We start from the raw sequence: 20,187 nt of genomic DNA on the forward strand, positions 1-20,187 counted from the left end.
AAAAAATCAATCCTTTCTTCTGCTTATTCTGTCGAGTTCTTCAGCAGTCTTTTTTTTATCTTCAAGTTCTTTTTGATCACGTTTTCTCTTCTGAACAGCTGAAGTAGCAAGATGCGCAGTTATGCCAACAGCCAGTGCGCCCGTCGCGACGGCGCCTATTTTGTCTATATTGCCGAGACCGAGGCCCGCGACTTCAGGCAGGCGCGTGTAAAATGGATCATTGTCCCAAAAATTCTTACTTGTACAACCAATGCAGCCATGTCCGGATTGAATAGGATATGATAATCCATTCCACCAGCGCATGTTGCCGCAGGAGGCATATGTTTCCGGGCCGCGGCAGCCGAGTTTATATAAACACCAGCCGGCTCTTGCCCCGGCATCATTGAAATCATTGGCGTACATGCCGGCATCAAAGAACGGTCTGCGGTAGCATGTATCATGTATACGATTACCAAAGAACTGCTTAGGACAATTTTTATTATCAAGAGGAGGCAGATTGCCAAACATTGCATAATGGGCAATAACACCGGTCATTACTTCAGGAATAGGAGGGCAGCCGGGAACATTGACAATAGGTTTATTGCCTACGATTTCATTCAGGGATACAGCTTGTGTAGGATTAGGCCGGGCAGCCTGTATGCCGCCCCACGTGGCACAGGTGCCGTAAGCAATGATAGCCGCAGCTCCAGCTGCCGCTTCTTTTACTTCTTCGACAAATGGCCTGCCGCCTACCATGCAGAAACCGCCTTTGGGATCAGGGGGAGCAGCTCCTTCTACGGCAAGGATATATTGTCCTTTATAAATTTTCATAATTTCCTGCAAATGGTTTTCAAACGGCTCACCGGATGCGGCACTGAGTGTGTCATCGTATTCCAAAGCGATCATATTGAGTATGACGTCAGATGTCAACGGTGCCCCTGAACGTAAAAAAGCCTCACTGCAGCCTGTGCATTCATGTCCGTGAAGCCAGATTACGACCGGCAGTCTTTTTTCGGCAGCTTTGACAACATCGGGCAGCATTGTGGGAGCTAATCCGAGCAAGGCAGTCATTGCTGTGCAGGTTTTAATGAAACTGCGACGGCTAATCCCCTTTTTCTTGTACATGTCCCAGATAGAATCGTATCTTTCCATAATAACCCTCCTGTGATATTCTTTCGCGTATTATAATATCAATTATTACATATTCCATGCAATATTATAAACCTTGTTTATTTTATTAGTCAAGGAGAAGAAATAGTATTTATTGTATATGTATAAAACATTTTTGTCGAGTATATTATTTAACGAGCTGTTAAAATAAAAAAATAATATTTACGGAGCGAAATATGTATAATTACTAAGGCTATAATAAGAATTTTTTAAAATAATAATATATACGTAATATATATTATATACGTATATGTTTTAAAAAAAAAGTGTTAATATGCAAATTTTCAGGCATTAATAAAAAAAACAGGCATACAAGGTCGGGTACACCAACCTTAAATGCCTATTCTGGTTAATCATTTTTCAGTCAATCTTATCCATATTCCGTGCATCGTGTGCAGTCTGCAATACCTTTTCCAATGAACTTCCCATGGAAGCTTCGACTGTGGCCGCGATGGCACCCTCAACTATTGGCGCGTTCGCTAATTTTACTACTTCGGCAAGATCAGGGTCCAGCATTTCCTTGGCAAGACCGACACTCATGACAGCACTGCCAAGATCTGCCATAACAACTACACCGTCGCCTGAATTTGCGGCCTCCATAGCTTCCTGGATGCGTATCGGATCTGTGCCTATACCGCCGTCAGCTGTTCCGCCGGCAGTAAATACCGGATGGCCTTTCGCCATTTGCAGGGCCAATTCTTTTACCCCTTCGGCAATTTTAACACTATGAGAGACAATAACAATGCCAACCATTTTTTTACTCCTCTTATTACTTTATATAGTTATAAAGCGCAGTCAACATGATAGTCGCTGATGTGGCACCGGGGTCCTGATGACCGATGCTGCGTTCAGCCAAATAGCTTGCCCGTCCTTTTGTCGCAATAATCGTTTTTGTATACTCAACGCCGTCTTGAGCAGCCTGGACAGCAGAAGAAAGGCATTCGAGAAGAGTTTTATCTGCTTTTATACCCTCAGCAAATGCTTCCGATGCTGGGATAAGTGCATCAAGCATTGTTTTTTCACCTTTTTGTGCCTTGCCACGATCCTGTATTCCCTTTATAGCTGCGTCAAGCATAGCCTTGGCTGTATTGGCATCAATGTTTGTTTTGTCCTTGCATGGTCCTGCGGCACGCAGAAAAGCTGTCCCGTATAATGGACCGGAAGCTCCGCCCACACTTGAAATCAGCCCCATACCCACAGTTTTTAAAATGGAGGATATATCCGTGTCATCAGGCAGAACCTCTGTTTTTTGTAAAACACTTTCAAAACCGCGTGCCATATTTATACCATGATCTCCATCCCCGATCGCCTGATCAAGATCGGTAAGAAACATTTTTTTTTCAATAACAGCCTGTCCGACTATTTTTACAGCGTTTTTTCCAGTCATTAATAATCCGTCCTTTTCTGTGAATTAAGTTTTGTTGTCAGTATTGAACAAAGGCAGGAGTATCAGCCGGCGCCAGTAAAAGTTCCTTTAATTCGTCATCCAGTTTCAGCAGTGTTACTGAATATCCGGCCATTTCCAAAGAAGTCATGTAATTTCCTACATATGTTTTTACCATATGCAGACCTTTTTCCTGAAGAACAGCCTGTACTTTATTGCTGACCACATAAAGCTCCATCAGAGGTGTGGCACCCAATCCGTTTATCAGGACAGCTACTTCATCACCGCTGTTATATATTTTTTCGGCCAATATTTTATCTACAAGCTGTTGTGTGATTTCATCGGCTGTTCTTATAGCTTCACGATGAGTGCCGGGTTCACCGTGTATGCCCATGCCGATTTCTATTTCATTTTCTGCCAAGGTAAAGCTGGGTTTTCCTGCTGCCGGTACTGTACAGGGAGATAAAGCCATGCCCATAGAACGTTCGTTGGCAATAACCTTTTCCGCTATCCGTTTTACATCCGCCAGCACTGCGCCCGATTCCGCTTTTGCTCCGGCAATCTTATGAACCAGTATCGTACCCGCAATACCGCGGCGGCCTATTGTCCAGGTGCTGTTTTCTACGGCTACATCATCATTTGTTATTACTTTTTCCACATCTATGCCGTCTGCCGCAGCCATTTCCGCAGCCATTTCAAAATTCATGACGTCGCCGCTGTAGTTTTTTATTACGAGGAGAACGCCTTTTCCGGCATCAACCGCCTTTATTGCTTCATAAACCTGATCGGGTGTAGGCGATGTAAAAACAGGGCCTGCCACCGCGGCATCAAGCATGCCTCTGCCGACATAACCACCGTGAGATGGCTCGTGGCCGCTGCCGCCTCCGCTGACTAAGGCAACTTTATCAGCTTTTTTATTTGTTCTGATGACAGAATCAAAGCCTTCTAATCTTGTTAGATACTGAGGGTGAGATGCTGTCATGCCATTGAGCATTTCTTCTACGACATTGTCGGGATTATTAATGATTTTTTTCATATAATGAGCCTCCTTATCAATATATAGATTATAATAATTATACTATAAAGCAGGAAAAACATCTATTAAAATATATTGCTCTGTCTGTATAATAAAGCGGCATTTTGAGGAACAAAATGCCGCTTTATTATCTGATCTATTTATTTATAAACCATATGCCTGACGCAATACAGTGAGCGGATGAATTGCTTTCACTCCGCTGCCGTTTTCCATCTGCAGGCGGCAGGTACCGCATTCACAGACACCTAATTTTGCGTGAGAATTTTTTATCCTATTAAACAGTTTAGAACCAACTTTCATAGCTATTTCATGCTTATCTGCTTTAAAGCCATAACTTCCGGAAATACCGCAGCAGCCAACATCTGCTTCCTCGATATCTATACCGGGAATCATTGGCAGAAGTTCCATAGACGGACGTCCGATAGCCTGAACCTTCAAATGGCACGGAGCGTGATAGATATACTTTGTGTTGTCATTTGCAAAGTCAGTATCAAATTGACCGTCATCATGTAATTTTGCCAGATATTCTATGGAATCATACATATGCGCAGCGTATTCTGCCATTCCTTCAAAGTCGAACAGCTCTTGATATTCCTGTTTGAGCATAAGTCCGCAGCTGGTGCATGCGGTAACTATGTCATAGCCTCTGTCCACCCAGCTTTTCAGCAATGCCGCATTTTTTGAGGCATTTACTCGTGCATCGTCGATATAGCCGCCGGATACCATTGGTGAACCGCAACAAACAAAATTTTCGTCTATAGCCACTTCGATTTTATTTTTCTGATATACTTTGACAAGATCAGTACCAACTTCCGGCTGGTTATAGTTGATATAGCAGCCAGAGAAAAAGACTACTTTGCGGGGATATGGGGTCTGTTTTATTTTCTTAAATTTACTGATAAAGGATTCGCTGGCGTAAGACGGCATTTTGGCATCTTGAGCTATACCCATGGCTCCCATAACACCAAATGATTTTCCTACAGACATGCCAAGATTTGCAAAAGTTGAACCGAGAGGCAAAGCTGTTATAAGTTTGCCCATTTTTTCACTGTGCGCAAGCATATCATCAGCTTTCGATTTACGCGGATGCGTTTTGTAATATTCATTTTTGGCTATCATGTTGAGCGTAGAGATAGGAACGCCAGAGGGACATACTAAATCGCAGGTTTTACAATTTGAACAGTAATCAAGCATAGGATCATCATCAGATACCAATTTTCTGAGTCTGGTAAGAGCAGGGCCAGTCATTTTCGGGCCGCGGAATTTTCTTGTTGCTGCGGTCACAGGACACGCAGTGATACATATAGTACAAGCGGTACATTTATCAGGATCTATCGCATGTTGTTTATTTATTGCCATTCTTTTTTATGCCTCCCCACAAAATGCGGCAGCTGCTTTATAAGCTGTGATCAAAGCCACACCATTGCCTGACTTTTCATAACAGAAATCGTATCCTGCCAAACTTCTGCCTACAACTTTTACATTAGAAGCAGGTTTGCTGCCATCCGCAGCAACCGGTGTAAGATTTTCATCTACGCTGACACCATATTGCGCAAAAATTTGTTTTTTGTCCGCAAACAGCTGCTTGTAGGACCAATCTGTTTGGACTTTAGGAACTTCAATATCGATATTGAAGATAGGTTCCGACATAGCGCCGATTTTAGCTATGATACCGCCGCCGTAAACGCCGCCGGTAGCCAGGATAAATTGCTCAGCATAGAATTTTCTCTGACGGTCAAAACCTTCTGTTATAACAGCCTGACATTTTCCATCTATTATTTCCGAACCCACAACACGTGCTTTTTCAATTATTTGAACACCGCGTTTCTTGGCACATGAATGGAGCATTTTATTCAATCGGGTCCCTGTTACAGCCGGAGGTAAAGAAGACACCTCTATCAATGCACAGGATAGTTCTTTTTTCAGAGAATCAAGAACCTTATAATTTGGCTCCAATCCTAAAACAGGAGGCAGAACAATAGCTGTATTGGCTTTGACCTGCCCCTTTACTTGATCTACGAAGGAACGGTGGCCTTCATCTGTTTCCAGCCATCTTGCCACATCCATAGCTGAAATATCACGTAAATCACGTCCGTATTCAAAATTGAGCTTAACGATGAATTCTTCAACATTTTTATTTTTGCTCAGACGTTCCCGCAGATTTTTTGTAGCCATATCGGCATAAAAATCTTTCATGGTATCAAAGCCGACTACAAGTATATTATCGGCTTTGAACAAAGCTTCTGTATCCATGGTGCGAGGAACCAGGCAAGTTGGTTTAAAGTTGCCGACAGCCGTAGGCAGCCATAAATTTTTATCAGGGGAACCTAAATACGGATACCCTTCTTCTTCAGTAATTTTCAAAAAAGCCTCAAGTGCCTTTTTTGCTGTTTGGGCACCGGTTTTTGCGTAAGGATGATTTGCTGATATACCGTCCATCCCTTTCAGCGGGTCAGCAATAAACTTTCCCTGATCATCATAACCGAGAACATCTATAATACCGCCGCCTATAGTGAGCGTACCGGCACCATAGGACAGTATCTGGACTTTTTTCCCCATATCTGCGGCTATACATGCAGCAAATAAACCGGATATACCATTTCCTATGATCAAAATATCACTTTTTTTCATTTTATCTCTTCCACCCCGCTCAAGTTTAAGGCTGCATCGTAAATTGCGCGCGTAAGTTCGATATCACGAAGCATATTTCCCCACAATACAGGGCGGATACCCTTCCAACGCGTTTCTAAAAATTCCTTGAACAAATATACGGAATCCTTTGCCCATGGCATATTTTCTTTATTTACAGCACCTACACTGCGATAGGCACAAAAAGTTCCCTGACATGTCCCCATTCCCAAACGTGTGCGTCTTCTTAAATCGCTTACGGTATGGCTTGTCGGCTCTGAAGCTACCTCTTCGATTTCTGCCAAAGTGACATTTTCACATTCGCAGACAAGTTCTTTCATTTCAGGTTGTGTTTCGATGCGTTTAATAACACGTTCCAGTTTTTCGTTGCCTAAGCGTGAAGATGCAAGTTCTGCACCATAGCTTGGGAATACTGCTTTTGCTCTGCTTATGAGATCCGGTGACGGATCGTCCACCAGATTTTCTTCTGCTGTGTGGCATTTTGCATTGACACCCAGCTGTTCACAAACAATATCACACACTTTTTCTGCCATCAGACGATAGGTAGTAAATTTACCGCCGCATACACTCATAAAATGATTGATACCGTCGTGTGCGTGATCAAGAGCGACAAAACCGCGCGATGCACTGCGGCCTTTCGCATTAGGATCGGCACTGTACAAAGGACGTGTTCCGGCAAAAACACGTAAGATGCGATAATCGTAAATGTTTTCAAAAGTTATTTTTCCTATTTCCATCATTGCCATAACTTCTGCTGTTTCTGTGCTTGTATCGTCCGGTGCACTGTCAATGGAGCTTGTTCCCAATATAGTTATCGAACCATGCGGTACAAAGATATCTGCATCCGAAGATTTGTGGAGTCTGTGCACTACACGATTGCAAATACGATGATTAAACGCTATCAGGGTACCTTTGCTGGGTTTGACATTTACAGAAAGGCCCGCTAAATGAGCAACTTCCCCGGCAAAAGAACCGGAGGCACTGATAACGAAATCGCAGGAGATTTTTTCTTCAGCACCAGTCCATCTGTCCCGTATTTTGACACCGACAACAGTGCCGTTTTCTGTTTCAATGCCGATTACTTCTTTATAAGTCATGGCCTTGCCGCCATACTTGTTCGCTGAAGCCACAGTCTGCCAAAGCAGACGGAATCCGTCAACGGCGGCACCGGGACAGCGATAAGCTGAAAGTAATTTGCGGCTCAGATTAGGTTCTAATTTAAAAGCTTCATCCATAGAGATAGGAACAGCTGAAATACCACACTCAGCGCAGGATTTTACCCATTCCTGCTCAAATTCCTCACTGTCTTCAGGAGCACGTACAAAAATACTTTCTGTAGCCTCAACACAATGACGGCCTATCTTGCGCAAAATGGTGTTTTCCTGGATGCATTCTTTTGCAGCTTCTTTATCTTTTACAGCATAACGGCCGCCGCTGTGAAGCAATCCGTGAAATCTTGAACTGGTCCAGTAACCAAGGTCATCACGTTCTACCAGAATTGCGTCTACTCCGCGCATTGATAAATCACGCAGAATACCGACGCCGGTAGCACCACCGCCGATAACTACTACTGTTGTTTTTAACATAGCTTTTTCCTTTTCCTCCCTGAGACTTATATATTGTCAGAATTTAAATTATAGCAAAATAAATTTTCTTTAACAATATATATTCTTTTACATTAGGATTTAAATTTTAATTTTATTGTCAGACGATATATTTTTGAAGTATTATTAGTATAAATGCAGTCCTTTTACATATATAAATATGTTTTATTTATCTGTATGTTCTATTAAATAAAGCAGAGATACGCCTGACAGATAAAATCGCTTAATTATTATTATAAAGCATGAGTTGATTTATAGCAATATTTTTTGATGCATTAATAAAAATATTTATTTCATATGAAGTCACTAATTCTTCATTTGAAATAAAAAAACAGCGATAAATATAGGCCGCAGTTATTAAAGATAACTACGGCCTATACTATGAAACAAATAAGCTTTTTTACATTTATCAGAGCCAGTTCATGGTGCGTCTAACCGCTTTAAGCCAGCCTACATAAAGTTCATTTCTTTCTTCTTCGCCCATATTAGGTTCAAAACGGCGATCAAGCTGCCAATTGTTGATAAGTTCTTCTTTATTCTTCCAGAAGCCCACGGCAATACCTGCCAGATAACACGCGCCTAACGCAGTTGTTTCAACGACTTTAGGACGATCGACAGGAACACCTAACAAATCACTTTGGAACTGCATCATAAGATTATTGGCAACGGCACCGCCGTCAACTTTCAAGGAGTCAAGCTTGATTCCCGAATCAGACTGCATAGCATCGAGAACATCTTTTGTTTGATATGCCAAAGAATCAAGTGTAGCACGGATAATATGATTTTTGCTTGTTCCGCGTGTCAGGCCAAAAATAGCGCCGCGTGATTTCATGTCCCAATAGGGTGCACCCAGACCAACAAAAGCTGGTACAACATAAACACCTTCAGCATTTTTTACCTTACCCGCATAATATTCTGAATCAGGAGCTGAATCAAGTATTTTTAAACCGTCACGCAGCCATTGGATGGCTGATCCGGCAACAAAAATGCTTCCTTCCAATGCATAGACTACTTCATTATCAAGACCCCATGCGATGGTTGTCAGCAAACCGTTCTTGGAATCATAAAGCTGTGATCCTGTATTCATCAGCATGAAGCAGCCTGTACCATAAGTGTTCTTTGCCATGCCTGCGTTAAAACAGGTCTGACCGAATAATGCAGCCTGCTGATCTCCTGCAATACCAGAAATAGGAATTTCAACTCCCTGTGTAACACTGGGGATTGTTACACCATAAACTTCACTGGAAGGTTTTACTTCAGGAAGCATGCATTTAGGAATATTAAGATGGCCTAAAAGTTCGTCATCCCATTTCAATTCACGAATGTTGTACATTAAGGTGCGTGAAGCATTTGAGTAATCTGTCACATGCACTTTGCCGCCTGTGAGTTTCCAAATGAGCCATGTGTCCATGGTTCCAAAAAGAAGATCACCAGCTTCTGCTTTTTCACGTGCACCTTCAATATTATCAAGAATCCATTTTACCTTTGTGCCTGAAAAATAAGCATCAATGAGCAGTCCTGTTTTTTTATGAAAAGTATCGGCCAGTCCCTTTGCTTTTAGTTCGTCACAAATTTCCATCGTCTGGCGTGATTGCCAAACGATAGCATTATAAACAGGCTGACCTGTGGTTTTGTCCCATACGACAGCAGTTTCACGCTGATTGGTTATACCTATAGTAGCAATTTCATTCGGATCTATGTTAGCTTTTGCTATTACTTCAGAAATGGTGCCTACCTGTGTTGACCAAATTTCATTTGCACTGTGTTCAACCCAGCCCGGTTTTGGAAATATTTGAGTGAATTCACGCTGAGCCACAGCCACTATATTGGAATCATGATCGAATAAAATAGTTCTTGAACTCGTTGTTCCCTGATCTAAAGCCAATACATATTTTTTTTCCATAAGAAATAAACCTCCCAAAATGATAATTTTTTTTAGTTGATATATAAAGCTGCCAAAATATTTATTAGAGTATGCCAACCATTTTAGCAAATATATAAGCTGCAATACCGCCAACTATAGGACCAAGTACAGGAACCCAGCTGTAAGCCCAATCAGAATTGCCTTTACCGGCTATAGGCAGTATGGCATGGGCTATACGAGGACCAAGATCACGGGCAGGATTGATGGCATAACCTGTAGGACCGCCTAAACTAAGACCCAGTGCCCAAATCAATATGCCAACAAGATATGGACCTACACCTGCTGGAAATTTTCCGTTATTAGCATGGAACATAGCAAATATCATGAGAATAAGAATAAAAGTACCTATGGCTTCGCATAAAAAATTGCTTGCATAGCTTCTTATTGCAGGAATCGTAGAAAATACGCCTAGTTTGCTGGCTTTGTCTTCTGTGGCTTCCCAATGCGGTAGATAAGCAAGATAGACTACTATCGCACCTACAATGGCACCAAGTACTTGTGCGACCATTGTTGCACCGGCTTGTGCAGGAGTATATACACCGTTCATGGTTTTTGCTAAAGTTACAGCGGGATTTAGATCTCCCTGAGGCGCACCTAAGGAAGTTGATGTAAAAACCCCCAGCATAACAGCAAATCCCCAGCCTGCCGTTATTACAATCCAGCCGCTGTTTTCACCTTTAGAGCCTTTCAGACAAACATTAGCTACGACACCGCACCCAAAAATTATAAGTATAGCTGTTCCTAAAAATTCTCCAAACAAATTATCCATTTATAAATTCCTCCTAAATAAATATGAAATTATCCGTATGCAATTATTTTTAAAGGACTCCTTTCTCTTAGTATTCATTACAATACGGTGTATAAGCATATACAATATTTATAGTACATATAATTTTTGTAATTTTCTAATTTCTTTAGTACACGCAAAAATATATACCCTATACGAAGAATATATTTTTTGTGTGTACATCACCAACGAATTACATAACGCAATATCTAAGTATAAGATAAAAATTTTCTGCCAGATAAATTTTATGAAAATATGTAAAAATACTATTTTTTAAGCCGCCCGCCGATTATATCATTAACCTTATAAATAGTAACAAATGCCATTTCATCGACATCAAGCACAGTTGTTTTCAATTTGTCTATTTCCAATCGTGTTACTACACAGTATAATATTTTACGTGATTCTCCGGAATATCCGCCTTCACCATGCAATAAAGTCACTCCGCGCCCTAATTCATTCATAAGCCTATAAGAAACCTCTTCGTGATTAGATGTAACAACCATTACTGCATATGATTCGTCCAATCCTTGAATAACAATGTCAATTGTTTTTGCAATGATGAAATAAGCTATTAAAGAATACATTGCATTATCCCAGCCAAAAACGAGTCCCGCACCGCTCAAAATGAACAGATTGATGAACATTACTATTTCACCGATTGAGAATACGGTTTTCTTATCTAAAATGATCGCAACCATTTCAGTACCATCAAGAGATCCGCCGTTCCTTATTATTAAGCCAACGCCCAGTCCCGTTACTATTCCGCCGAAAACAGCAGCCAAAAATGGCGTCTCTGTTACCTCTTTTATCGGTACGAAAACACTGGTCCAACCGGAAAGACAGATAATAGAGAAGATACTGGCGACCACAAATGACTTACCGAGATTACGATATCCCAAATATAGAAAGGGTATGTTCAGGATTGTCAGGAAAACGCCCAAAGGCAGACCAGAAAGATAACTGCCCATTATGGAAATGCCGACAATGCCTCCGTCAATGATGTGATTAGGAACAAGAAACAATTCCAAACCGACTGCTGTTATTATTGAACCAATAAATAATAGTAAATATTTGCGTATGCAATGTGTATATTGACGTTTACGGCATAATTCCTGATTTTCCAAATTCCCCGTCCTTTCTGAAATGAAACAATAAATACTGCTAAAGCTAAATGTTATCTGGTAAATATTATAATTTAATTTTTTCATTTATGCAAACGAAAAAATTGATATACTGTTAGCATTACCAAAGAGTTACAAATGAAATCAAGAAGACTGTCATAGAAATTGTTTCAACTCTATTAAGCTGATTTTTTGGAAAAAATACTACTATATTTCTAAAAATACCTAAAATAAAATCACTGAAGTATATTACGTAAATTAAGTTTGAAAATATCAATCAAGTCTTTGTTATTTTTGTAAGCCTCGGTTAATTTTCCCTGTAAAACAGACATTTCCTGCCTTATTGTCTCAAGTTTGCCCAAACTGTTGTTGATTTCGTCAATTTTTGTTTGTGCCTGAGCTATTTCTTTATCAATTTGAATATTATTTTCTTGTTTTTGTGCAGCTTTCTTTTCTTTTTCACCTGTCAAAGAATCAATGACATTATTGAGCCATGAAGCTTGCGGTTCAGAAGAGTTCCTGCCGCTATTGAGTTCATTTTTTTCGTGTTCAAGCTGACTGCGCTGCTTTTCCAGTTCTTCTTTCTGACGGTCTATGGCGGCCTGCTGTTTTTTTAAATCCTGTTGCTGGTGAATTGATTCATTTTCGGTAAGCTGCTTTTGATCGTTGTAATAAGAGGAAAGATAAAAACCACCTATTAAAGCAAAAAAGAAAACGATTAAAATCCCCCAGATCCTGATATGTTTTGCGTTAAACCAACTCTTGGAAGGCAACGGCTCTTTCTTTTGCTCAACATCTTTTATTTCAATATCGGAACGATGCCGATCGAGAAAGTCTTTATGGGAAATCGGTTCCAGTTTACGTGTTTTATCCAAATCTGCATCATGGTTATTGCGCATTTTTTTCCTGCTTTTTTTTATGATCAACAAATGCACCGTGTTCTTTGTACATAGTAAGGCAAAGCCTTTTCAAGGACCAAAATCTGTTCAGCGGTGTAACGACTGCTTTATATGAGATAATTATATCAGCATTATGTAATTTTGCCAATACTTCATCAAGGCGTTTGCTTTTTATGTTATGAAAAATCATTACTTTATGGTTAAAATCAAAATCTTTTTCATCGGGAATGCTGACTTCAGAAAAGCCTGTGAGACCCAATAAATAACCTACCTTTTGACAGTGACAGTTTTGCTTTACTACAACAGTATTTATATGCATAGCCGCAAAAAAATCCTGAACCTTCTGAAGGAATTGTTCATCGATAAAGTTGTACAGTAAAACTTTTTCTTCTTTTATTTTTCTCATTATATTCTACCTTATGCTCTCCTGTTTCTATTTGGAAAGATCTCTTTTTATTATATTCGTGAGATTATTTTCATTTGTTTCCAATATTTTTGCCCTTTTTAGACTGTCATTTGCATCCCGGAGACTTTTTATATTTTTATCATCGAGCCATTTTATATAATTTTCATAATATGCGATGTAATAATCACATATTTGCAGCCGGAGCCGCTGCAATGTTTCTGCTGATTTAGGCGGATTTATGGCAGCCAGAGCTTCTTTAAGCATATGCCAATGCGGAAGCATGTTGTCATTCATAATCTTTTTTAGATCATCGCGGACCGAATTGCTGCCGATATTTCCTGAAGAAATTATTTCCTGCAACTGTGAATCAATATTATTAAAGGTCTTTTTGTGTTCATTCATCAGTGCGTCGGTTTTTTCTACATAGGAAAGCATATACTTTTTGCGTTCAGTGCTCAGCATAGAAAGAAATTCTGAATAATTTTCTATTTTGGTGACCATCCAGCGACCGTTGTCCTGCTGCAATAAAATTATTTTGAAAATAAAGGTTTTTGCTATTTCATTTTGCGTTGTATCAACAGCAAGAGTTGCTGTTTTTGCAGATTTATCCACAGATATTATTTTGTAATCATTGACAGAAAGATCAATTAATCCGGCATTTTCAAGCAAGCTCATATAACTTGCCGTATCCTCATCAGCAGATGATGCGGTATCATCGGACCATTTTTCAGATGATACAAATTTCGTCAGCGCTGTGTCAAGATTTTTTAGAAAAGCAGTTTTGAATATAGATGAATATTCTTGTAAGGCAAAAGCTGTATTATCAGTCGTCTGCTGGTCAGATTGAATAATATCGGCGATAATGTCATCGGCCATGCCGCTCAATAATTCTTTTCTGTCAACGTATTTGTTGAATTCTGCCAAATCATGTTTATTTATTGATTCACTGATCATTTTCAATGCGTATTCAGGTGTTTTTATGTGATAACCGAAATACCAATATAATGTGCTGCAAACTATTATTGCCATTATAATACTTGCAATAATAGTTTTTACTCTGAAATTATTAAAAGAAATTCTCATGTTAAACACCTCCTGTGTCAGGCGAATTTATTTCATATTATGACATCTTGTCAGTTTTTCTGCAAGAGCCGTGTAGCAAATTTTGGAAAAACATCGAAAATCATAGTATAATGGTTCAGCACGAATTGTTTAGCGGCGGCATATACATAAAACTAAACAGGCTGATCTGTTTTGTGCAGCGGTATTTAGTTGTGGATGCAGTTTTCTTAATTTTAGAAGGGAATGTATATTTTTATTATGAGATTTAAGAATGTCGTTTTTGATATGGATGGAACCTTGATCGACACCCATGATATATTAGTGCTGTCTTTGAGGGAAGCTTTAAAAGAAATAATCCCGCTGCGGGTTTTTACAGATAGTGAACTTTCTGCTGTTATCGGTATACCGGGCGAAGACGGGCTGCGTAAGCTGGGGGTGAAAAATCCTGAACTGGCTTTGGAAAAATGGAATTTACATATGAAAGACTATCATCATGCTATAAAAATTTTTGATGGTATTAAGACGCTGCTCAAATCTTTGAAAGAAAAAAATATAAAACTTGGCATTGTAACCTCAAAGCTGAAACATGAATGCAAATCAGATTTTTTTCATTTGGGGATAGCCCAATACTTCGATGTAATAATTTCAGCCGATGATACTGCAAAACATAAGCCTTTTGCTGAGCCCTTGCTCAAATATATGGAAATAGCAGGTGCAGAGAGGCAGGATGTGCTTTATATAGGCGACACTATTTATGATATAGAATGTGCCGCCGCCGCAAAAGCAGCATCCGGGCTTGCTGTTTGGGGATGCCGTTCTGTCAAACATATAAAAGCCGACTACTATTTTAGATCTCCGGCAGAAATCATATATTATCTGGAGCAAAAAAGTGATCCTCTGCTTGAAATGCCATGGCTGAAATGGGCTATGGAACTGCGTTTTATCGCTCAGGCGGGTCTTTATTATTCGAAAAACAAGTTTGACATTGAACGATTCGAGCGCATCTCATCAATAGCTGTTGAGATGCTTGCGCTGAAAACAGGCATTCCCACTGATCAGATAAAATCTCTATTTTGTAATGAAAAAGGATTTCAAACACCAAAGATTGATACACGGGCAGTTATTTTTAATGCAAGTAATGAAATACTTCTTGTTCAGGAAACAGATGAACAAGGAACGTGGTCTCTTCCGGGAGGCTGGGTGGATATTGATAAATCTATAGCGGAAAATACCGTTAAAGAGGCATTAGAAGAAAGTGGATTAACAGTTTTTCCGCGGCGTATCATTTCAGTACAGGAACGAAATCGTCATAATCGTCCGGTTTATGCATACTCAGTATGCAAAATTTTTATTGAATGTGACATTATTGATGGATCATTTAAAGAAAACAGTGAAACTTCCCGTAGTGCTTATTTTTCTTTTGACTGCCTGCCCCCTCTTTCTGAAAAAAGAAATACGGCAGAGCAGTTGGCTCTTTGTTTTAAGGCTCATAATGACATGCACTGGAACGTGATTTTTGATTGACTGAATAATGCCCTTAGAGATAAAAAATCTCTCAATAAAGACAGAAGTATTGCTACAGCTGTTTATATTGGGAGATTTTTAATAAATAATTGTTTTGACAGTTGACTATTATAACTTAAAGCTTTGAATACTGTTTTTCAGTTTATTGGCAAGCTGCGATAAATCATCACTAGATGCGGCGATTTCCTGCATTGCTGCCGATTGTTCTTCTGTAGCCGCAGAAACGCTCTCGGAACTGGCTGCAGTCTCATTCATTGCCTGATTAACTTCGTTTGAGGATATTTCAACAGTGTGTCCGTCGTTGACTAATTTATCAGTATAAGAAAGTACTTTTGCAGTTTTTTGCTGAACATTTTGAATCAGATCAGCTATTTCCAAAAATTGTTTTTCTGCGTCGGTAACATTTTTTATACCCTCGCTGACATCTGTGCCGGAATGCTCCACTGCCGATACAGCTGTTTCCACATCCTGATTGATTTCTGCTATAAGTGAAATTATCTGTCCTGCAGAATCCTGCGATTGTTCAGCAAGTTTGCGCACTTCATCAGCGACAACTGCAAAACCTCTTCCGTGTTCACCGGCTCTTGCTGCTTCGATGGCGGCATTCAGTGCCAAAAGATTGGTCTGAGCTGCTATGCCGGAAATAATATTTACTATTTCTCCTATCTTGGCGGTTCCTTTGGAAAGTTCTGTAACAGCATTTGTGACATTCTGAGAGCTGTTATTTATATTTTCCATTTGTATTCTGGCATTTTGGACAGTCTGCGTGCCGCTTTGTGTTTTTTGAACAGCACTGTCAGCAAAATTGGTAGCATCTTGAGTATTATCCTTCATTTTACTGATATCCTGCATAAAGCCATCAAAAATCCTGTTTACTTCATTGATGCCTTTTTGTCCGCGTACGGTTTGTTCGGATACTTTTGTCACAGATTCAGCTACCTGAGTCGCAGTCTGGGCAGACTGACCAGCACTTTCCTTAAGCTGAAGGGAGGAACTGGCTGTATGCACTGCTGCCTTGTCAACCTGGTGCATCAAACTCCATAATTCTTCTCGCATAGTGATCATGGCTTTTCTCAGTGTACCAATTTCATCCTGAGCATTATATTTAGACCGGTCTATTTTTTCTAATGTTTCCTTTGAAAGGTCGCCCTTGGCTATTGCTGAGACATACTGGGACATCTCCTTGATGGGGCTTGTTACCTTCCCGGCCAGCAAATTGACGACAAATACTGCGATGCCCAATCCTATAAAGAATAATATGATAAACATCCATGTGAGTTTTTGGATAGGGGCAAATTCCTGCGATACAGGGGCAACTGTGAATACTCCCCAGTTATCTTCAGTGGGAACATAGGCAACAAGTGACGCTACGCCATCAATTGTTGTGATCATATATCCTTTTTTCCCCTGAGTAATATTTTGCAAAGCATCTGTCAGATCTTGATTTTTTATGTCCTTAATGTTGGTTTTCATTACAAGATCAGCATTAGGATGACTCACAATTACTCCATCGGGAGCCACTATCATACAGTAGCCATCCTCACCTATTTTCAATTCACTGAAACCATCGGTGAATTTTTCCAAAGGAATACCGCCGACCACAGCACCGGCAACCTTCTGGTCGACCGATACAGGCGCCGCGCCAACTACTATGGCTTTACCCGTGGTAACTGCGACAATTGGGCTGTCCATGAAAGTTTTGCCTTCGGGCAGTCTTTTTATATAGGACAGTGCTGAAGCATCAACATATTTACCGGCACTGGTGGCAACTTTTTTTGCCGTCAGATCGGTAATAAAACTGACAGGATTCCATTCTGTGTAGGTATCATGCATGCGTTTAGTGAATTCAAATTGCAATTGATCATTTGCCTGATACTCAGGAAAGTTATGTGTTACTTGTTTACCGAAGGAATCCATAACAGTTTTTTCTTTCTGAAAGCGTATATCAAATGCATTAGCTATTTCCTGTGCCTGAATCTGGAATCGTTCTTCCAGATTGGTCTTCAGCATGCTGGATGTAGTCCAATATGATATAAACATGACACAAAGCAGGATAGCTGCGATAGTTATACCGAGAGGAACCAATAATTGAAACTTTAAACTTTTCATTACAACCCTCCGTTGTCGTACAAAAAATTTTTCGTATTCAGTTAGATTGTTCTACTGCTTTCAACTCTTTGCTGTAGTCGCTGTTGAGTGCCGCATTTTTAAAAGCGTCGCCGCCCGGCAGGACCATCCGGAAATCAGATATTCTGGACACCTGCACTTTACCATGAATAATTTCACCGCTCAGTACATGTCCGCCTGATTTGCGGTCATCCGAAATAAAATGCAAATGGTAGCCGGGGACGTTGATTCCGTTCATATATTGTGGGCACCATATGCCGACAATCGTTCCATGTACATTTTTTAGATCAAATTCCGATTGAGTTTTGCGGCTTCGGCCAGTGTGGGGTAAGGTTTACTTTTTTGCGGAATTGCGCGTGTTTTCAGATTCATTACGCCATCTATACGAATGGCATAAACGTAATTTCTGTCTTTAATGATAGAATCCAATGCGTTTTCTATTTCAGCAAAACTCTTTGCATCATTGATTTCACCAAATATTTCTGGTTTGAAATTAAGTACGTTCGCAAACGGAGTTTTTACTTTGTCATCAGAAGTGATTACAGCTCCTGTAGATTTTACATGATAAGCTTTACCATCCAGCATAACCATTTCTCCGTCTAAGCCGTCATATGTGCCTATGCCAAAATTACCGTACTTTTTCAGCTCTCCCACAGAAATTTCACCTTCATATACTCCCTGGATCAAAGCATTTATTGTAGAAACCTGATACATGGCATTTGGCTCTTGGGCTTTAGCCACAGATACAAAAAAGGACATGCAAAAAAACAAAATTAACATTCTTCCGAGCAAATTGATTCTCTTCATTATTCCGACCCCATTTTCTTTGTATTAATAGTAAGCCCGACTATATCCATATAATCAGACCGGCCAATCTGTAACTCTGTGTAAAACAGCGGTCATACTTTATTACTTACAAAATTTTTATTCGTTTTTTGCATATTCAGCTGCACGGAATCATACATTAAAACAACATATTAAATTGTCTTCACTAAACTTTAATAACAGCAAAATTTAGCAATTTATCCAATCCGTTTACCCGTATTCGTGTATCATGAGGATCGCACTCGTCGTTTTCACGAAAACATTGATAAGACTTCAATAGATAAAATAATCCCGAATATTGCTTTGCAGTTCAAACATATATCACTGCGAAAAAATATTACATATATTATCGCAGTTACAGAGCAATATGCGTTTTTTATCGGCTCCCTTCATCAAATAGTATATTATCTGTCAGTCTGTTGATAATGTTACATACTACATTCTATAAAACATGTGCATCATCAGACTGCTTCGGATAATAATCAAGATATGAACGAAAATAAAAATTCTTCCGCTCATGCCTGTAAAACAATGCCACCTCCTAATTAAAAAAGCCGTCCTATATCAGTAAAGACGGCATAATTACGAATTTATTTTACTATATTACTTTTAACAAAAAATGTCAATAAATTCAGACTCATCTATAGTGTTTGTTTTGGCGATATAATAAATTTTTAGTAAAATATTTATTTACACTATAAAGTTTTTGTTAATTATTTTATTATTATTTATTATAGATGTTCTGTTTTATTTATTTTATTAACGAACGTTTACCGTTTTATAAGCAAATATTAAGTATATACTTTTGTTAATTATTTTTGTAAGTTTCCGCCAAATATGTTAAACTGACTGTAAACTTTTAGAAAGAATAATACCCAATGAAAATTATTATTTCACCGGCGAAAAAAATGAATACAGCTACGGATGATTTTCTGCCTGCCGGACTGCCTGTATTTATAGCTGAAACAGCAAAACTGCTTGATATTTTGAAGACCATGGATTATACCGGGGTAAAAAAGTTATGGCACTGCAGCGATGCTATTGCAACTATGAATTATGAGCGTCTGCAGACTATGGATTTGTATCGAAATCTTACACCGGCTGTTCTGGCATACGAAGGCATTCAGTATATGCATATGGCTCCGGGGATTTTTGAATACAGCCAATTAGAGTATATAAAAAAGCATTTGTATATTTTGTCCGGGTTTTACGGACTTTTGCGGTCCTTTGACGGGATCGTACCTTATAGATTAGAGATGCAGGCAAGGTTTCCTGCAATGCCTTTTAAAAATCTTTATTCTTTTTGGAACGATAAGATTTCAAGCGTGCTTTGCAGTGACAAAGAATTGATATTGAATCTTGCTTCTAAAGAGTATAGCAGGGTTGTCACGGATCATCTGCCGTCTTCTGCCCGATTTCTTACCTGCACTTTTGGTGAAATGAAAGCCGACAGGGTAGTGGAGAAGGGCACAATGTGTAAAATAGCACGCGGAGAAATGGTCCGCTGGCTGGCTGAAAATAAGGTTGCCGATTTTCAATCAATTAAAGAGTTTGCCATGTTCGGCTATAGCTACAACAATACGTATTCTACTGAAAATAATTTTGTTTTTATTCGTAATAATCCGGTCGTACTTTGAAATGATCCTGGCAGTTAAGGAAAAAAGGACGGCTGAAGATATTCATAAAC

Annotated in this window: 16 protein-coding genes and 1 pseudogene; 2 read left to right on the forward strand and 15 right to left on the reverse strand. The window is 39.6% G+C overall.

Annotated elements, in window-relative coordinates; all coding sequences use genetic code 11:
• Positions 1 to 6: 6 nt before the first annotated feature.
• The 13 genes from NXG61_RS09085 to NXG61_RS09145 all read right to left on the reverse strand — a co-directional run bounded on the left by NXG61_RS09085 (position 7) and on the right by NXG61_RS09145 (position 14,045).
• On the reverse strand, positions 7 to 1,131 hold the full coding sequence (locus NXG61_RS09085; RefSeq protein WP_196605883.1) for a hydrogenase small subunit: 1,125 nt from the start codon (positions 1,129 to 1,131) through the stop codon (positions 7 to 9).
• Between the two features lie 378 nt (positions 1,132 to 1,509).
• Positions 1,510 to 1,902 carry a dihydroxyacetone kinase phosphoryl donor subunit DhaM gene (dhaM, locus tag NXG61_RS09090; protein ID WP_196605884.1) on the reverse strand — a complete coding sequence of 131 codons (393 nt, stop codon included), beginning with the start codon at positions 1,900 to 1,902 and terminating at the stop codon, positions 1,510 to 1,512.
• A gap of 16 nt (positions 1,903 to 1,918) precedes the next feature.
• Positions 1,919 to 2,536 carry a dihydroxyacetone kinase subunit DhaL gene (gene dhaL / locus NXG61_RS09095; protein ID WP_307222234.1) on the reverse strand — a complete coding sequence of 206 codons (618 nt, stop codon included), beginning with the start codon at positions 2,534 to 2,536 and terminating at the stop codon, positions 1,919 to 1,921.
• Between the two features lie 37 nt (positions 2,537 to 2,573).
• The gene (gene dhaK, locus NXG61_RS09100) at positions 2,574 to 3,569 is read right to left on the reverse strand and encodes a dihydroxyacetone kinase subunit DhaK (RefSeq protein ID WP_196605886.1); all 996 of its coding nucleotides are present in this window, start codon (positions 3,567 to 3,569) and stop codon (positions 2,574 to 2,576) included.
• 144 nt (positions 3,570 to 3,713) lie between these two features.
• Positions 3,714 to 4,928, reverse strand: coding sequence for an anaerobic glycerol-3-phosphate dehydrogenase subunit C (locus NXG61_RS09105; protein ID WP_307222231.1), 1,215 nt, complete (start codon positions 4,926 to 4,928; stop codon positions 3,714 to 3,716).
• Positions 4,929 to 4,934: 6 nt separating this feature from the next.
• Positions 4,935 to 6,200 carry an anaerobic glycerol-3-phosphate dehydrogenase subunit GlpB gene (gene glpB / locus NXG61_RS09110; protein ID WP_307222229.1) on the reverse strand — a complete coding sequence of 422 codons (1,266 nt, stop codon included), beginning with the start codon at positions 6,198 to 6,200 and terminating at the stop codon, positions 4,935 to 4,937.
• A complete protein-coding gene (gene glpA, locus NXG61_RS09115) occupies positions 6,197 to 7,804 on the reverse strand; it encodes an anaerobic glycerol-3-phosphate dehydrogenase subunit GlpA (protein WP_196605889.1) in 1,608 nt (535 codons plus the stop codon). Before glpA ends, glpB begins: the two co-directional genes overlap by 4 nt.
• 427 nt (positions 7,805 to 8,231) lie before the next feature.
• Entirely contained in the window at positions 8,232 to 9,725 is a 1,494-nt protein-coding gene (gene glpK / locus NXG61_RS09120; RefSeq protein ID WP_307222227.1) for a glycerol kinase GlpK, read from the reverse strand.
• Between the two features lie 64 nt (positions 9,726 to 9,789).
• A complete protein-coding gene (locus tag NXG61_RS09125; protein WP_196605891.1) occupies positions 9,790 to 10,515 on the reverse strand; it encodes an MIP/aquaporin family protein in 726 nt (241 codons plus the stop codon).
• Positions 10,516 to 10,799: 284 nt separating this feature from the next.
• Entirely contained in the window at positions 10,800 to 11,660 is an 861-nt protein-coding gene (locus NXG61_RS09130; protein ID WP_231038690.1) for a YitT family protein, read from the reverse strand.
• A 233-nt stretch (positions 11,661 to 11,893) separates the two neighbouring features.
• On the reverse strand, positions 11,894 to 12,556 hold the full coding sequence (locus NXG61_RS09135) for a hypothetical protein (RefSeq protein WP_307222223.1): 663 nt from the start codon (positions 12,554 to 12,556) through the stop codon (positions 11,894 to 11,896).
• Positions 12,546 to 12,962, reverse strand: coding sequence for a DUF3783 domain-containing protein (locus tag NXG61_RS09140; RefSeq protein WP_196605894.1), 417 nt, complete (start codon positions 12,960 to 12,962; stop codon positions 12,546 to 12,548). Before NXG61_RS09140 ends, NXG61_RS09135 begins: the two co-directional genes overlap by 11 nt.
• A gap of 27 nt (positions 12,963 to 12,989) precedes the next feature.
• Positions 12,990 to 14,045 (reverse strand): hypothetical protein, encoded by a 1,056-nt coding sequence (locus NXG61_RS09145; RefSeq protein WP_307222221.1) that lies wholly within the window; start codon positions 14,043 to 14,045, stop codon positions 12,990 to 12,992.
• A 237-nt stretch (positions 14,046 to 14,282) separates the two neighbouring features.
• Between NXG61_RS09145 and NXG61_RS09150 the strand changes: the two genes are divergently transcribed.
• The gene (locus tag NXG61_RS09150; protein WP_307222219.1) at positions 14,283 to 15,548 is read left to right on the forward strand and encodes an NUDIX hydrolase N-terminal domain-containing protein; all 1,266 of its coding nucleotides are present in this window, start codon (positions 14,283 to 14,285) and stop codon (positions 15,546 to 15,548) included.
• Positions 15,549 to 15,656: 108 nt separating this feature from the next.
• On the opposite strand, the gene NXG61_RS09155 is transcribed toward NXG61_RS09150, so the two are convergent.
• Both NXG61_RS09155 and budA read right to left on the reverse strand, forming a co-directional pair.
• Entirely contained in the window at positions 15,657 to 17,657 is a 2,001-nt protein-coding gene (locus NXG61_RS09155; protein ID WP_307222217.1) for a methyl-accepting chemotaxis protein, read from the reverse strand.
• Positions 17,658 to 17,694: 37 nt separating this feature from the next.
• Positions 17,695 to 18,482: pseudogene (budA, locus tag NXG61_RS09160) on the reverse strand (acetolactate decarboxylase).
• An 896-nt stretch (positions 18,483 to 19,378) separates the two neighbouring features.
• On the opposite strand from budA, the gene yaaA reads away from it, so the two are divergent.
• Positions 19,379 to 20,137 carry a peroxide stress protein YaaA gene (gene yaaA / locus NXG61_RS09165; RefSeq protein WP_307222216.1) on the forward strand — a complete coding sequence of 253 codons (759 nt, stop codon included), beginning with the start codon at positions 19,379 to 19,381 and terminating at the stop codon, positions 20,135 to 20,137.
• Positions 20,138 to 20,187 lie beyond the last annotated feature (50 nt).

The sequence above is a fragment of the Pectinatus haikarae genome, from assembly GCF_050916305.1.
Taxonomy (GTDB): domain Bacteria; phylum Bacillota; class Negativicutes; order Selenomonadales; family Selenomonadaceae; genus Pectinatus; species Pectinatus haikarae.

Excerpts from the sequence above, each read along its gene's own strand:
- glpB (WP_307222229.1), bottom strand. The coding sequence starts at position 6,200 with ATGAAAAAAAGTGATATTTTGATCATAGGAAATGGTATATCCGGTTTA.
- NXG61_RS09135 (WP_307222223.1), bottom strand. The coding sequence starts at position 12,556 with ATGCGCAATAACCATGATGCAGATTTGGATAAAACACGTAAACTGGAA.
- yaaA (WP_307222216.1), top strand. The coding sequence starts at position 19,379 with ATGAAAATTATTATTTCACCGGCGAAAAAAATGAATACAGCTACGGAT.
- glpA (WP_196605889.1), bottom strand. The coding sequence starts at position 7,804 with ATGTTAAAAACAACAGTAGTAGTTATCGGCGGTGGTGCTACCGGCGTC.
- NXG61_RS09145 (WP_307222221.1), bottom strand. The coding sequence starts at position 14,045 with ATGAGAATTTCTTTTAATAATTTCAGAGTAAAAACTATTATTGCAAGT.
- dhaL (WP_307222234.1), bottom strand. The coding sequence starts at position 2,536 with ATGACTGGAAAAAACGCTGTAAAAATAGTCGGACAGGCTGTTATTGAA.
- glpK (WP_307222227.1), bottom strand. The coding sequence starts at position 9,725 with ATGGAAAAAAAATATGTATTGGCTTTAGATCAGGGAACAACGAGTTCA.
- NXG61_RS09085 (WP_196605883.1), bottom strand. The coding sequence starts at position 1,131 with ATGGAAAGATACGATTCTATCTGGGACATGTACAAGAAAAAGGGGATT.
- NXG61_RS09155 (WP_307222217.1), bottom strand. The coding sequence starts at position 17,657 with ATGAAAAGTTTAAAGTTTCAATTATTGGTTCCTCTCGGTATAACTATC.
- NXG61_RS09125 (WP_196605891.1), bottom strand. The coding sequence starts at position 10,515 with ATGGATAATTTGTTTGGAGAATTTTTAGGAACAGCTATACTTATAATT.
- NXG61_RS09140 (WP_196605894.1), bottom strand. The coding sequence starts at position 12,962 with ATGAGAAAAATAAAAGAAGAAAAAGTTTTACTGTACAACTTTATCGAT.
- NXG61_RS09105 (WP_307222231.1), bottom strand. The coding sequence starts at position 4,928 with ATGGCAATAAATAAACAACATGCGATAGATCCTGATAAATGTACCGCT.
- NXG61_RS09150 (WP_307222219.1), top strand. The coding sequence starts at position 14,283 with ATGAGATTTAAGAATGTCGTTTTTGATATGGATGGAACCTTGATCGAC.
- dhaK (WP_196605886.1), bottom strand. The coding sequence starts at position 3,569 with ATGAAAAAAATCATTAATAATCCCGACAATGTCGTAGAAGAAATGCTC.
- dhaM (WP_196605884.1), bottom strand. The coding sequence starts at position 1,902 with ATGGTTGGCATTGTTATTGTCTCTCATAGTGTTAAAATTGCCGAAGGG.